The organism is Pseudolactococcus yaeyamensis, from assembly GCF_054658615.1.
The window spans coordinates 1-14,107 of sequence record NZ_BAAGGP010000034.1 but is presented as its reverse complement, the minus strand read 5'-3'; the positions used below and the strand labels follow the sequence as shown (position 1 = coordinate 14,107).

Genomic DNA, 14,107 nt, shown 5'->3' with positions numbered 1-14,107 from the left:
CGAAATCAGCAATGAAAGTATTGATTGAGTGTGAACTTGGGTCTGGGACAAAGTTTGGATTGGTGACTAGAAAAAAATATCGCCTATGGTCGAACAATTAAAGATAAAATACGTATGAGAAAGAGAAGATAAAAAATTATTGGAGAAAAGAAATGATGGTTGCAGATAAAAATCAATTACTATTACGCATGATGACAGATTACGTCAAAGATAATCCGAATGCAGTTTTTAGCTATACAAATGCGGCGATTCTATATGGGACACCACGTTGGGATGAATCGACTTTGGAAGTTCATACGGTGCAACCTAGTATTAAAATGATGAATCGAAAGGTAAACACGCATATTCGACCCTATTTTAAAAAGAAAAAATATAAAGGATTTCATGTCATCACACTCATTGATTTACTACTTGAAATCGCTAACAACGATACAGAACATTCAGCTATTGCATCAATTAGCCACCATTTATATAAAAAAGAGATTAGCGTAGAAAATATTTTAAACTATTGCCAAACTCAAAAGTGGAAATCTGGGGTAGCAAAATTAAGGCATCTTCTAACATTTGCAAGTGAACTGGATGAATCACCATTTGAGACCAAAGTTCGGCTTAAATTATATGAAGCGGGTGTCATGCTCCCAGTTCAGCAATATCAAGTGATTTGCCAAAATGAAAAGACATATCGTGTTGATTTTTTGTTTGAATTTAAGAGTCGAAAAATTATTTTAGAGGCTGATGGTCTTATAAAATATAGCGAGAATGCGAGTGCGCGGGCAAATGAAAGGCAAAGAGAATCGGATTTAATTCGAAAAGGATACGAGATTATGCGCGTGATGAATCATGATTTTGACAATGGTCGCTTTGCTCAACTCCTTGAAGATTACGGCATCCCTAAACGGCGATATTATGGCAAGAAAATTGTAAAGCAGCATTATTAATCGTAAAAATATGATGTGAACTCAGAATATAAATTAGTTTGTTTATTCCTTTCAGTGACTGTGGATTCCTCATTATCAAGAAAGTGCTGATTTTGTGTGAATTCGGTATTCTTTTGTCAAAACAATACGAAATTAGCAAAAAAAGTGCTGATTGTGTGTGAAATCGGTATTCTTTTGTCAAAACAATACGAAATTAGCAATAAAAGTATCGATTGTGTGTGAAATCGGTATTCTTTTGTCAAAACAATACGAAAATAGCAATAAAAGTATCGATTGTGTGTGAAATCGGTATTCTTTTGTCAAAACAATACGAAAATAGCAATAAAAGTCTCGGTTGTGTGTGAACTTGGTATTCTTTTGCCAAAACAATACCAATTTAGCAAGCCAATACCAAATCACCAAATCACCAAGTCAAGCCAACAAGACTCAGGCGAATCAATCGACCAAGTCTTTTTTATTTCCTAGAAATGTGTCGTTTAGGGTCTGGGGATGTCGTTCGGGGCCTGTATATGGTCGTTAAGGGTATTCGATGTTTTTTTGTTAGCTGATAAGAGTAGAATAAAAGACATCAGATAGGTTAATGACTTTGAACAGTTGCAACGAAAAAAAGTGTATTGGGATGTTGAAAGAAGTGAGAGAATATGAAAAAAATAAATATTCTAATCGGATTTCTACTCTGTTTACTGATGATGTTAATATCAGCCCCCATCAGGGGAGATACAGTAGTAGAAGATGACGTAACCGTTCATCTACATGGCAGATTAACTGGTGAAGCATCAGAAACGCTAATCGGTTTAGGTTATCATGTGATGGAGGTTAGTCCAAGGTTTTATATCTTGAAAAGTGAGGGGATGTCTAGCCAAGAGATAGCGCAAGGCTATCTGTCTAGTCAGTTAAAAGATTATAAAGCTGGCCTCCCCATGACAGATGAACAAGCGACGATTCAATTAGCTTATGAGTACACGAGTACGTTCACCCTTCAAGACTTAAGTGAAACAGTTGGATCTAACTATTATGGCTATGGCAAGTCTGTTAAGTTAATCAAAGATGGTGAGGCGAGCGATGATGATACCAAATTAGATGGGATTGCAACGACTCAAGTCCCTAAAAAAGTGCAAGTGATGCCAGAAGACGGTGAGAAAAGAAATGCGGTCTATGTTTTTTATAGCACAGATAAACCACCAGATACTGTGATGGTGCCCATCGTCCTAGTACTTCCGAGTAAGCAAGACTCAGGCGAAGAGCAGTCAGACATCACACTCTATCCGAAGTTTATGACCAATCGTCTGTTCAAAACCTTAACGCAAATCACAGGGACACATCTCACGACTTATAGCTATCCAACGCACAATAAGGATGAAACGCGAGTGAATGAGCCAACGGCAACAACACAGGCAGTTTCAGCAGGTGATCGTTTAACATTTGAACTGAAATTTACGATACCAGAAGATATTGAGAGCGCTGGAAAATATAGTGATGGGATTAAGATTTTCGATGATTTGCCAGAAGGGCTGATCTATGAAGCTGTCGACAAAAAAGGCTTGACCTTTGATGTTTTCTCTGGCATCGTACAGCCTGAAAGCAAGTCTTTCCTAGCTGATGCCTTGCCACTCGTCCATCGAAGTGGTCACGATGTTGCCTTTCATTTTAGCAAAGCAACGTTGCTTGAGGTAGGTGCTGGTCAAGCCATTTCATTTGAGATAACTGTCAGCGTGACGCCCTATTTGAGTGATGAAAAAGAAGCCAATGTCGACAAAAAATTAACCAATAAAGCCTATTACTTTTCCGAATATCAGTTCTTGGAAGATGAGGCAACGCCTGTTGAAACAGGTGGTTACAAATTCAGGAAACTTGATGGAGATACGACGAAAAATCTCGAACAGGCTTTATTCGAAGTCCGAGATGCAAAGGGTCAGTTATTAAAATTTCACATTCAAAATGGCACCTACTATCCAGATACCAAGGGGAGTTACAGTGTCGTAACATCAAACAAAGATGGTTTTATCCACTTGCTAGGTCTTGCAAGTGGCGATTATACCTTAACAGAAGTTGCTGCACCCATCGGGTATTTATTACCAGATGAAAATGGCAGGCGTACCTTGTTTACAGTGACATCCAAACAAGTGAACGCTTTATCTGAAGACACACCCTCGACATGGCAAAATAGCGATCAAGAGAGTGATTTGAAGAAAGGAGATGCGCATCATGACATAAGAAATTATGTAAAAGGAACACTTCCAAATACGGGAGGTAAAGGTGTTAGAGGACTAGTTGGCATGGGACTCTTTAGTTTTATCACGATGTTGATGGCTTATCATCAATTAATGATAAAAAAAGAGAAACAGGGACAACAGATATAGCATAAATTGATCAATAAAGGAGATGAACACAATGCTTATAAAAACAAAAAGAAGAATTGCTAAAATAACATTGGCAAGTACACTTGTTCTTGGTTTTGTGCAAGCGTATCCAATGGGACAAAACGACAGTCATCTGATTGTCAGAGCAGAGACGCACGGTGTCGAAAAACTCACAGTCAACATCCACTCACTGCAAGTCGATAACTACAACTTGGTACAAAATACAGGTCGTGAAATGTCACTGAATGAGTGGGGCAAAAACAGCAAAGGTCAAGCTAACGCACAGGAGATGAAAGGCTATGAATACACACTGGTAGACATCAGCCCACGTTACTACTATTTACGTGAAAAAGGCTATGACCAGTCTAAAGAAACAGTAGGAGAAGCCAAACTAGCACCGGCACTTGTAGAGAAAGGCTATGTCCAAAAGACGGTCATGTCCCATGAAGAAGCAATGGCGCAAATCGCTTACGAATATCAACTCCTCATCACTATCGACCCGGCGACTAAAGCCTTAACGCCAGCGACAGTGAATCCAACGACCTACTTTGGTTTTGGACAGACGCTTAGCACAGTACGTGATGGCGCGGCGCAAGATGGCGACGGACTCAATGATGGGAATGCACGTTTTGCAGATGTGGCAAAGAAAAGTCCAGCAGCGACAGCCCAAATGCCGGGCTATGATCGGGATGCTGTCTATGTCTTTTATAGAACCTATCCGGAAGATCAAAATTTCCCAGCCTTGCCAACAGTTTTAGCCTTGCCAGTTTATGAAGCAGATGATGCTGAAAATGACACGATTCACTTATACCCTAAAACACCAAGTGAAAAAGCATTGGGCTTAACGAAAACCTTGACGAAAGTAGAGCACCAATCTACTGGAGACCCGACGTATAACTATGGCACAGGTGCTAACATCCAAGATAACACTACTTGGGGCAATCCGAATGTCGAACTGGCGCGTTTGGCAGAAGACGAAGCTAAGACGATCAAGACAAGTGCAGGCGACATCTTTACCTATGAAGTTTCTTTCCGTATCCCGAGTGATATCGGTGTCAATCCATGGTACACAGATGATAACCTCTATCTTTATGACCTCATGCCAGATAGCTTTATCTACCAAAACTTTAGTGTCAATGGCATCGGTATCGGCACACAGTACGGTAGTTACGATGAAACAACAGGTGTCTTTACAAATAGTGGTCTAGGCCAAGCCAGAAATGGTGATGATATCCAGTTTGCCTTCAACCGAGAAGCCTTACAAGACTTGTATAATGCAGGCGTTAAAACCTTTGCCTTTCATGTCACGGTTAAACTCGATCCGCGTGATGCAGCAGGCAAGGCTTTCGCAGATAAGAAACTCGAAAATAAAGTCATCCTGCCAACACCAGATGGACCACTGATAGACGAAACAACCAAAGTGGAAACAGGGGGTTACAAATTTATCAAGATCGACTCATCGACCCTAAAAACTCTAGCAGGTGCGGAATTCTTGCTTGAAAAGAAAGATGAAACAAAAATCGCGCTCAAGAGTTTTGTCGATAGCGAAACAGGAAAAACGATCTACTACCCGGATAAATCAGGAGAAAAAGGCACTTACAAACCCGGAAAAGGTAGCATCGTGACGGATAAAGATGGTCTCATCTGGATTGTCGGTCTTGAAGTTGGGGACTATCGCTTAGTCGAAGTGAAATCACCGACAGACTATGCGCTACCAAAAGCAGTGGATGCGATTTTGAACTTTACTGTTCTGTCTCCAGAACTGAGCAAAGTCTCACCTGAAAAGTCAACGTGGGTTTCAAGTGACCAAGAAACTGACAAGAAAAAAGGAGATGGCAATCATGATGTCTTTAACATCGCCAAAGGTTCACTCCCCTCAACAGGTGGCATGGGTATCCTCCTCTTTATCGTCATTGGTTTAGCAGGGTCAACAGTTGCTGTCACTGCCTATCGTAAACTCAACCAAGACAAACATGTTTCAGAAGTATAGAAAAGGAGATGAGAAAGATGAATACAAAAAATAAAATCATGCACGCTGTCCTAGCGAGTAGTTTGTTATTTGGTACGGTCGCACCAGTCTTGATTCAACTGAATCAGCAAACCATCGTACAAGCCGATAGCCAAGGCAATCATCCGACTGCAGAAATGCCAGTTACTTATGATTTTGAACCGATAACAAAGGCGGGCGACTCAAATGTAATCACAGGCTACAAGCTGAAAAACTTAGAAGTCTATCAGGCGACAGGGACACAATATCGCTCGGTCTATATTTCGTTTCCTCGTGCTTTAAAGATGAACACGCCAGCCCTGCCAGATGGGATGACCACACAGAGTGATGAAAACTCAAATGTCTTTTCTTATATCATCGATATCAATAAAGTCGACACCGCGAGCCTCGAAAGCTGGTTAAGCAAAGTCACCTTTACCAAGAAAGATGAGAAAGCAACCGTAGCAGGCGCGCTACAAATCAAGCTAGAAGAAAGGGAAATCGCCTCAAGAGTTGATGCAGATGGCATCCAGCATTATTATGAACGTATCAATCAAAATGGTGTAAATTGGGTTACGGCTTATAATACAGCAAAAAGTAAAACTTATAAAGAATTGAAAGGTTATCTTGTAACCATCACTTCTCCAGAAGAACAAGACTTTTTATACACCTCTATCTCGACAACTATTGGTTGGGCTGGTGGCATTAATGGTGTGGATCAGGATGGTGAAAAACTATTAGACCGAGATGTAATTTCAGCACCTCTTAAAGGTAGTGGTGCAACAACAGGAAATTATTGGGTAAATGGACCTGAAGCAGGCATGACCTATAGTACCAAAGATTACAATGCAGCAAGGAGTTTCGTTGGTGGTAATGACGGCATGTATCTTAAAAAAGCTGACGAACCATTTGAATTTTATAAAAATACTGTTACACCAATGCGTTGGGACTTCAAACCGGGTTCAACAACTGAAAAGATGATGTATGCTACAAATCCCAATACAACAGGTTTCAGAGAAGGGATTTTTGACAACAGGAATGCTGTTGAACCTAATGGATTATATAGTGGCACACCGCAAGCATTACAATTTGCTTATGGAACATCAATGTGGAATGACCACAATTATCTAGCAACATTAAATGGTTTCTATGTCGAATATTCTGAATATGGGGATCAACATGAAGCAGAAGTGAAAAATGTCCCCCACTACTTCACACCGGGCGTGTCTGAGTTTGAAAGTAAAGAAGACTTCGCTGGTGGAAGTGACGCGACAACGCGTGTGATTATGCGTAAAGTCGTCGGTGATGTCAGCGCCTTGAAGACCAATGGTGCCATCCAAAATCAAGGGGAATACCTTGACTTAGAAGGCAAAGGTGTCACAGCTGATCAGCTGCAAGACGGCGTTAAATTTGTCGCACACGGTGTTGGGGATTACTATTATGGGTTGTTAGAGCAAAAACTCTCAGCAGTTGCCTCACTAGCACCGAGTCTTGCAGCCTTGTCTGATGCGGATAAAGACAAAGTCTTTACCCCGCAACAAGCAGAAGTTCAGTTACAGTTTGACTGGAAACAAGGCAATGTCACAGCTGATGCAAATGCCACGGTTTCTATCCCGACAACAGGCTCTGACTTTGATAAAACAACAGGCACAGCCTACAGTGAAAAAGGGACAACCTATACTGACCTCGTCAAAACCGACAGTAAAGGTCGCCAAGCTGTCTACATGATCGTCGAAGAAAACACAGGGACAAAAGACATCTTCCAGACAGAACAACCGATGTTGCTTCGCTTGCCAGCCTATGACAGCTATGAAGATGAGATGAGTGTGGTCTACCTCTATCCTAAAAATGAAAAAGGCACCATCTCCAAAGAAGTCAATGGTCTCGTCGATGCCGATAAAAACGGCACACTCGACAGCGTGATGGGACAAGTCATGAGCTATACCATCACTGTCCCAGTGCCGACAGATCTCGCAGAAAAAACATGGAGCGCGCAAGATAATGCCTCTGTCTTTAAATACACGAACTTAGTGATTAAAGATACACCAGAAGCAAGTTACGACTCTGAAACGAAAAAAGTCATCGGTGAAAAACTACAAATCGAGAGTGCTGTCGTCAATGCAGGTGCGGCAGTATTATCTGAGGACGCAAACATGGTCGTTGCCATCACAAAAGATGGTTTAACTGTCACGATTGCACCCGGTAAATTCCAAGAGATTATCGATGCCAATACAAAAGAGTTGGTCGTAAATGTCAAGGCCTATATCCCAGAAAGTAAAGTACCCGGTCAAGTTTATGGCAATAAAGCCTACTACCATGCAGGAGATTTCGAAGTAGAAGACAAATCAAAAGAAGTTGAAACAGGTAGTCTCTCTATCATTAAAAAAGATGGAGATAGTGGTGTCACCCTTGCAGGTGCAAAATTCGTTGTCAAAACAAAATTAGGTCAATTCCTGTCAGAAACAGATGTCAATGGTCATAAAGCCTATGTCTTTGTCGATGATAAAGCAAAAGCTAAAACCTTTGTGTCTGATAATGAAGGTCGCATCGTTGTGACAGGTCTTCCGATTACAGGTACAGGTGGCGCTGAACAATACGAACTTGAAGAAGTTGAAGCACCGAACGGCTATATTTTGGATAACAAAAATGCCCCTAAAGCAATCAATGTTGTCTCTAAAACTGCCGAAAAAGAAGTTAAAAACTACCACAAAGGACTGTTACCATCAACAGGTGGTAAAGGGATTATCCTCTACATTCTCAGTGGTTTAATGGGCACAGTCATCCTAGCAGTCGTTTACCGTAAAGTCGGACGTAAAGCTGAGAAAGTGTCAGAAGTCTAAGCAGACGATTTCTACCCATTTTCTAAACAAGTCTAAATATCCCACTCCAATCTTGTCTTTCTAACACAGAAGCACAAGTAAGGGATGGGATATTTTTCTTGTCAGCACTAGTGCTTGAAAAGAGCAAGGAGGTTTTCAATGTCAGCAGTGAAACGATTTTTTAAGACATGTTTACTCTTGTGGCTACTTGCTTTTCTGGTGCTAGAAGTCGTCATCCTTGTTCATACCCCAAAAAGTCAAGTCAAAAGCCAAGGCTACTGGACTGCTATGACTGAAAATACCATGCGACTACTCAACACAGGCAGTCTAACGACAGTAGAAAAAGATGTGCCTCAAGTTGAAGTTATCGTAGAGTAGGTGAAGTAGGTGAATCTATGATGAGGAGAAAAAGTGACTTGACAAGACTATCAGACAAAATAAAGTCCAAAAAAATAAAGTCAAGCCAAAAGACTGTTGGCAGACATGAGGCCTTACCGGGTAAGGCGGCTAAGAAGTCGCAGTTTAAACGCAAGTATCAACATCAAAAAATCAGCGGTAAGGATGAGACAGGGCTTGAAAAAATTGAGCAGAAACAGCCAAGTCAACCTCCCAAAACCCATGCTGCCGAAGCTATTAAGGATAGGGAAGAGGCGATAAGCCAACAACCGCTATCAAACCAGTCTGAGGCAGTCAAGCCACTAAATGTTGGCGGAAAATGGCGCAGAAGAATCAGAAAGTCTTCTAATTCTTCTCCTAAAGTCAAACGGAAAACAACTCATCGCGCGCGATATTTTGGCATATTTTTCGTGAAGCTGATTGTGATTATCGGCTTAGTGGTATCGATTTTTGTCATGCTCTATCCACTAGTGAGTGATACGCTTAACAGTATGTTAGATCAAGCGGTCATGAAAGAGTATCGCAAGCAGACGGCAAGAAATCTGACAGCCAGTGAAAAAGCGCATGAAAAGCGAAGTCAAGAAGAGAAAAAACGGGCGGAAGAACTGAAAGACCCCTTATCCCAAGCCAGCCTTCAAAATGCGAAAAGAAAGGCATACACTTCAGGAACCTATGCCGAACATACGATTGGGGTCGTCTATATTCCGAAAATCCAAGTGAATTTACCGATTTTTGACTCGACAAAGGAAGACTTTTTAACCGTTGGCAGTGCCTTAGTTGCCCCGTCTCATTATCCGTCGGGTGGTGTGAATAGACATTCTGTTGTATCAGCGCATAGAGGGTTACCGAGTGCCACCTTGTTTTCAAACTTAGATCAATTAAAAAAAGGTGATCTCTTCATTTTTGAAGTGGCAGGTAAATATCTAGCCTACAAAGTGAGTGAAATCCATGTGGTCGAACCACAAGACATGAGTAAGGTTGCCCCCGTTGAGGGGAAAGATTTGGCGAGTTTGCTGACCTGTACACCCTACATGAAAAATACGCATCGCCTCATCGTGACTGGTGAGCGAACAGAATTTTTACCCAGTACCCTTAATGCCCTAAAAGAAGTAGAGGATAGGCAGGTCAAAAATCGTGCCCTGATGGTGCTACTTGTCGTGGGTATCGTGATCGGGACGATAGCCTTTATCTATACAGTCTTTATCGGCATGCTGATCAAAACAACTTTTGGTCGAATTGTTTTTAGACTTTCTGATGGCAAGACAGACTCAGAAAAATATTTTGAAGGTGCGGCTTTTGGGTTATATGACAGAAAAGGGAGAGAAGCAATGCTCCGAAATGGTGAGCATTTAATCGTGCGAGCAGATGAAACAGGTTTGGTTTTATTCGATGAGTTACCCGGACTGACGAAGTTTGTCGTCAAACAAATGCAGCCCCAAGAAAGTGTCGTGTTGCCAGATTTTCGGTGTCATCTGACGCAACTCAAACGAGATGAATTTGACATGAAAGCCTTGGTTAAGAAGAAAAATCGAAATAAGATTTACCTGTACAAAAATGCAAATGGTATCCATCATTTTTGGGTAAATCGATTGTGAGGTGATAAGATGAAAAAATGGCTAATGGCAGTGTTATTTTCGCTAGCTGTCGCAGTATCCCTGCCTGTATCAGCAGAAACCTCTGATGTCCAAGTCAAGGTCTATGTGCAAACACAAGAAGGTAAAGCGATTTCAGGCGTTTCTTTAAGGATTTACCAAGTGGATCACTTGATAGATGGCTATCATGACGGCTTGTCTGAGCAAGATTTGCGAGCGAAAATGACGAATTTTTATGACCGTTATAATCAAAAGCAAGTCATGAAGTCCCAGATGGTTGCCATCAGTGCTGACTTTACTGTTGAAAATGGTGTCGGCACGATGACGATTCCAAATGGCAAGGGTGTCTTCGCAGTCGTGCAAGAAACACTGGAAAAGGACGTACTCGTCTCACCTGTTATCTTTTCCATGCCTGTTTCGAAAGAAACGTTAGAATTTTATCCGAAAGTTCAGCAGTTACCGATTACTGAGCTACCAAAGACAAGTCTATCCTCAGAACCGGAAGAAAAAGGCACGTCAGTGACAGGGGACAGTTTCGTGGCATCGCTCCTGCCAGATACAGGAGAGCAAAGAAGTTTATGCCTACTCTTGCTGGGCTTGACCCTGTTTAGTTTGCAGATTATCGTAATCTGTAGACTAAACAAAAGAAGTAAAAGGAACGGCATGTTTTAGAAATAACTGAAAACAAGCATTCAATCAAGGTCTGACATCCGGGAATATCACGGCTGTCAGGCTTTTTTTGTTTGCGCCGAGCCTGTTTCAGGCTATCCAAATGACTGAAATGCGCAATCTGCAACAGTAGTTTAACAAAGATGAGCAAAAATAAAGTGATGATAAAGATGGCGGAAAATTAAAAATTTAAATTTATTATAATAAAAAAATAAGTCATATCTGGAATTTTTTGAGGTAGAAAATCTTGACACCGTTTGCAAAAAAAAGTATAATTATACAAAAGTGTAATAAAAATACAAAATTGTTATATGAAGATGAGAAAAAGTTATTTGAGGTGTTGTTGTGACAACTGCTATGCCAATATTTCAGGATTGTCTAGCACAATGTTTTCCATATAGATGGATGATTTTTTTGACTTATCAGGAAACCTTAAAAAACAAAGTCATTCCTTTTAAATAACATGCAAATAAGTTATTTTAAAGGAGGTTCTGCAAGGATGAGCTGCGGCATGCAGTGTAGTTATTATGAAATCAAGTTTTGGGGAGGATTCGATATAAATGATGATAATCTGCTTAAATTTTTTATCTGTTACACCTGTCATCGTGATTAGTTTACTTGTTTTAGTCAAAATCAGTAGCTTGAAAATGACAAAAAAGATGTTAATTTACTTGTTGCTCGCAAATGCCTTCTCGATTATAATTGCCACTAAAATGAGTCTACCAGCTTATACGATAGAGTTTTTTGAGTTCATCATCTTATTTTTTTTACTACGATTATTTGATTCACAGACCATTAGAGTAGATCTGTTCTACACGATCTATACCACATCATTCGTTTATTTCGTCAGGATGTTTTTTAAAAGTTCAATTTTTAGGAGTCTATGTGGCGATGATGCAACGATCATGTATTTATTTGATATCATAGGTTATTTTTGTGTAATTCCTGTTCAAGCTATGGTATTCAAGTACTTATCTATTCATTGTAAATGCTTGATTATTTCAGTTCAGAATTTTAATGTAAAAGAGAAATTTGAAAAAGAGATTGAAGCTTTACAAAACAAGTGTATTTGTTTCTTCAACCTTATCTGTTTTTCTTTTTTTATCTACAATAATGTGAGTCGCTTTTCAGAAGTGAGACCAAGAGCCAATTATCAGTGGACCTTGGTCATCTATAACCTAGTCTTCTATTTTTTTCTCTATGCCATTAACGGTAAATATAAAGAATGGGAAATTCAACGTTTGTTGAAAACCAAAGATAGTTTGATTTCAAACCTTGAAATTTATACCCAAAAAGTCGATGATTCCCAGCAAGTTGTTCGTGAATTTCGGCATGATTTTGCCAATATCTTAATTTCCATGCGTCAAACGATTGAAACAGGAAATGTGGCAGAAATCAAACGAACCTATACAGAAATACTAGAAGAAAGTCATATCAAACTCGAGCAAAGTCAAAGAGAAATTAGCAAACTGTCAAATATCAAGGTATTAGAGCTGAAAAGTCTCATTTCTGAAAAAATCTTGAAGGCAGAGGTAATGGGAATTACCGCTAAGCTAGAAATATTGACAATTATTTCAGACTTGCTCATCAATAAAAGCGATATTGTGCGTATACTCGGCATTATATTGGATAATGCCATTGAGGCGACGAAGGAGATGGATAGGGATAAACGTTTTATCAGAGTGGCTATCTTTGAAGACCAAAAGACCAAGCATTATATCGTTGAAAATGGCATGGTTGAAAAAGAATTACCCATTAAACAATTGATGGGAAAGGGCTATACGACAAAAGCTAACCATCGCGGCTATGGGTTAGCAAATCTGGCAACAATCATGCAGCATTATATGAATTGTAGTTATCAGATTAGGGCAGAAGATTATCGTTTTAAAATAGTGTTACGATTGGAGAAATGAGATGAAGTTATTTATTCTTGAAGATGAGTTACTACAGCAGGAACGTTTAGAAAAGTTCATTGTGAATTATTTAATCGAAAAAGATTATCCAGTTGAACGTGTCATTGCTTGTAATAAAATACAACATTTCCTTGAATCACTTGAAAATATGTCGCAGAATAATATTTATTTTCTGGATATTAATATCAAAGGAAGTCGTGATGCGGGGTTAAAGGTTGCGCAAGCCATTCGAAAAGTTGATCCAATTGGTCAGATTAATTTTGTGACAACACATAGTGAATTTGCGCCTTTAACTTATGACTATAAAGTGAAAGCCTATGATTTCATCAATAAAAGTTTACCGAAGGCTGCGTTTGAAGCAAGAGTCAGTGACAATATCGAAGCATTCTTCGAGTCTCAATATGATACTGTCTCTAAAAAAGATGTTTTTGCTTACAAAAGTAGGTCAGGTTATTTGGTTAATGCCCTATATGCTGATATTTACTTTTTTGAATCGGGGTCATCATCTCATCAGATTTTACTCAATATGAAAAACGAAGTGATTACTTTCTATGGCAGTCTAGCAGATATTGAGGCGAAATCAGATGACCTGATTCGCATTCATCGCAATACAGTCGTTAATCAAAATAAAGTCAAATTGTATCGTAAAAAATCTAAGCAGGTTGTGCTTGAAGATGATACCGTTTTTTCTGTATCCAGAATGGGCTGCAGTCTTTTAAATACTCTGGGTAAATGGTAAGACTGCTTACTCGACGGTCACTATTTTTGCTATCATACAAACAAGAGTAAATCAGAAAGCAGAGGTCACTAGCATGCAAAGTTTGGTCAATTTTAGGGATTTGGGTGGTTATCAGAAAAAAGTTAAATCTGGTAAAGTGTTAAGGTCTGCTCAACCTGTCGGACTGGCAGAAACAGATAAACATATCTTAATTAAAAAATTACAAGCTCAAGAAAAATCATTGATTTTCGTTCTCGAAAGGAAGTGATGTTGATGAGTACCGTTCAGAATAAATTCTGCATGCATTACTAGTGATGTTTTTGGATTTCAAAAATGCGATTGTAAGTGGCAATTGGAAAAAGCAATTCTAGAGTCTTTTAAAATTAAAAAAGTAATTTTTTTAGGTAATAACTTAAAAAAGAATGATTTTATTGAATCTTGTGGTGTGGAGGTTGTTGATATCTTAAATTTAGCATATGATGAAATGCTCGTAACTATATACTTAACAAGCGTTAGAAGCCAGAGCATATAGCACTAGGGAGAAATTCCTCAGTATTATGTTCAAGGCAATCATGAAGCGATTATTTTCTCCGAAGTGTTCGATGCAGTTCAAAGACAATTAGCAGTTAGAAGAAAAGACAATGGTCACTCTAGTCGTGTCAGCGTATTTTCAAGCAAATTGAAATGTGGTGATTGTGAGAGTTGGTATGGTTCT

General features: G+C 39.5%; 11 protein-coding genes. All 11 read left to right on the top strand.

Going from position 1 to position 14,107, the window contains the following annotated elements; all coding sequences use genetic code 11:
- Positions 1–152: 152 nt before the first annotated feature.
- The 11 genes from ACYQ21_RS08025 (at position 153) to ACYQ21_RS07975 (ending at position 13,924) form a co-directional block, all read left to right on the top strand.
- Positions 153–938: a DUF559 domain-containing protein gene (locus ACYQ21_RS08025; RefSeq protein WP_460057348.1), complete on the top strand. Its 786-nt coding sequence runs from the start codon at positions 153–155 to the stop codon at positions 936–938.
- 641 nt (positions 939–1,579) lie between these two features.
- Positions 1,580–3,298 carry a SpaA isopeptide-forming pilin-related protein gene (locus tag ACYQ21_RS08020; RefSeq protein WP_460057345.1) on the top strand — a complete coding sequence of 573 codons (1,719 nt, stop codon included), beginning with the start codon at positions 1,580–1,582 and terminating at the stop codon, positions 3,296–3,298.
- Positions 3,299–3,329: 31 nt separating this feature from the next.
- Positions 3,330–5,288 (top strand): SpaA isopeptide-forming pilin-related protein, encoded by a 1,959-nt coding sequence (locus ACYQ21_RS08015; protein ID WP_460057342.1) that lies wholly within the window; start codon positions 3,330–3,332, stop codon positions 5,286–5,288.
- 17 nt (positions 5,289–5,305) lie between these two features.
- A complete protein-coding gene (locus tag ACYQ21_RS08010) occupies positions 5,306–8,125 on the top strand; it encodes a pilin N-terminal domain-containing protein (protein ID WP_460057340.1) in 2,820 nt (939 codons plus the stop codon).
- A gap of 138 nt (positions 8,126–8,263) precedes the next feature.
- Positions 8,264–8,482: a hypothetical protein gene (locus ACYQ21_RS08005; protein WP_460057338.1), complete on the top strand. Its 219-nt coding sequence runs from the start codon at positions 8,264–8,266 to the stop codon at positions 8,480–8,482.
- Positions 8,483–8,499: 17 nt separating this feature from the next.
- Positions 8,500–10,095 (top strand): class C sortase, encoded by a 1,596-nt coding sequence (locus tag ACYQ21_RS08000; RefSeq protein ID WP_460057336.1) that lies wholly within the window; start codon positions 8,500–8,502, stop codon positions 10,093–10,095.
- A gap of 9 nt (positions 10,096–10,104) precedes the next feature.
- Entirely contained in the window at positions 10,105–10,764 is a 660-nt protein-coding gene (locus ACYQ21_RS07995; RefSeq protein WP_460057334.1) for a hypothetical protein, read from the top strand.
- A gap of 1,130 nt (positions 10,765–11,894) precedes the next feature.
- Positions 11,895–12,674, top strand: coding sequence for a sensor histidine kinase (locus ACYQ21_RS07990; RefSeq protein WP_460057332.1), 780 nt, complete (start codon positions 11,895–11,897; stop codon positions 12,672–12,674).
- Position 12,675: 1 nt separating this feature from the next.
- Entirely contained in the window at positions 12,676–13,413 is a 738-nt protein-coding gene (locus ACYQ21_RS07985; protein WP_460057330.1) for a response regulator transcription factor, read from the top strand.
- Between the two features lie 73 nt (positions 13,414–13,486).
- Entirely contained in the window at positions 13,487–13,660 is a 174-nt protein-coding gene (locus ACYQ21_RS07980; RefSeq protein WP_460057327.1) for a tyrosine-protein phosphatase, read from the top strand.
- Between the two features lie 21 nt (positions 13,661–13,681).
- On the top strand, positions 13,682–13,924 hold the full coding sequence (locus tag ACYQ21_RS07975; RefSeq protein ID WP_460057382.1) for a hypothetical protein: 243 nt from the start codon (positions 13,682–13,684) through the stop codon (positions 13,922–13,924).
- Positions 13,925–14,107: the final 183 nt, after the last annotated feature.

Coding starts and splice junctions, on each gene's coding strand:
- ACYQ21_RS08025 (WP_460057348.1), top strand. CDS start 153: ATGATGGTTGCAGATAAAAATCAATTACTATTACGCATGATGACAGAT.
- ACYQ21_RS08020 (WP_460057345.1), top strand. CDS start 1,580: ATGAAAAAAATAAATATTCTAATCGGATTTCTACTCTGTTTACTGATG.
- ACYQ21_RS08015 (WP_460057342.1), top strand. CDS start 3,330: ATGCTTATAAAAACAAAAAGAAGAATTGCTAAAATAACATTGGCAAGT.
- ACYQ21_RS08010 (WP_460057340.1), top strand. CDS start 5,306: ATGAATACAAAAAATAAAATCATGCACGCTGTCCTAGCGAGTAGTTTG.
- ACYQ21_RS08005 (WP_460057338.1), top strand. CDS start 8,264: ATGTCAGCAGTGAAACGATTTTTTAAGACATGTTTACTCTTGTGGCTA.
- ACYQ21_RS08000 (WP_460057336.1), top strand. CDS start 8,500: ATGATGAGGAGAAAAAGTGACTTGACAAGACTATCAGACAAAATAAAG.
- ACYQ21_RS07995 (WP_460057334.1), top strand. CDS start 10,105: ATGAAAAAATGGCTAATGGCAGTGTTATTTTCGCTAGCTGTCGCAGTA.
- ACYQ21_RS07985 (WP_460057330.1), top strand. CDS start 12,676: ATGAAGTTATTTATTCTTGAAGATGAGTTACTACAGCAGGAACGTTTA.
- ACYQ21_RS07980 (WP_460057327.1), top strand. CDS start 13,487: ATGCAAAGTTTGGTCAATTTTAGGGATTTGGGTGGTTATCAGAAAAAA.